The sequence below is a fragment of the Pseudovibrio sp. Ad5 genome, from assembly GCF_001623095.1.
Lineage (GTDB): Bacteria > Pseudomonadota > Alphaproteobacteria > Rhizobiales > Stappiaceae > Pseudovibrio.
Genome location: NZ_LMCH01000049.1, coordinates 1 through 731 on the forward strand (window position 1 = coordinate 1; position 731 = coordinate 731).

The window sequence follows — 731 nt, forward strand, 5'->3', positions numbered from 1 at the left end:
ACCAGCGCGGTGGAGATGATGGGTCCGATGCCGGGGATACTCATCAGCAGTTGGCAGCCAACGTCATATTTGCTGATCTGTTCGATCTCGGTACTGGTCGCATCGATGCGTTCGTCTAGCCACAGCCGGTCTTCATAAAGGCCGATCAGGATGTCGTGCATGCGCGGAGAAATCTCATCATCGCGATTGTCGAGAATGGCGAACAGAGAGTTTCTCAAGCTGCAACAGGAAGGCCCGGATCTGATTGATGGTGGCGGTACGACGCGAGACCAGTCGGGACCGAACCCGGTGCAGAGCTTGCAGATCGAGCTGATCCTGGCTCTTTTCCTGCACGTAATTCAAATTGGGCCGCAGCACGGCCTCGGCCACAGCTTCAGCATCGTTGTAATCGTTCTTCTGGCCTTTGACGAAAGGCTTGGTGTATTTGGCGGCGATGATACGGGGATCGAACCCCAGTTTGCGCAATGTTCGGCTAACAAAATGCGCACTCATGCACGCTTCCATGCCCACAATACAGCGCGGCAACTTCTCGAACGTCGCCACGAGGGACAAACGCCTGATCTTTTTGCGAAAAGCGTAGCTGCCATCATCATTGAACCCAACGATGTGCAATGTATCTTTGCCAATGTCGATGCCGACGGAAAGAAGTTCTGTGGTCATGGGACTGCTCCGGTTGAATAACAACAGGATCACTATAGAGCCTGCGCCTCGGGGGAGCAGGCGGTCCATCC

1 pseudogene is annotated in these 731 nt (G+C 54.6%); it reads right to left on the reverse strand.

Going from position 1 to position 731, the window contains the following annotated elements:
• Positions 1-660, reverse strand: a pseudogene (locus tag PsAD5_RS14390) (IS110 family transposase); the annotation flags it as partial.
• Between the last annotated feature and the right edge of the window lie 71 nt (positions 661-731).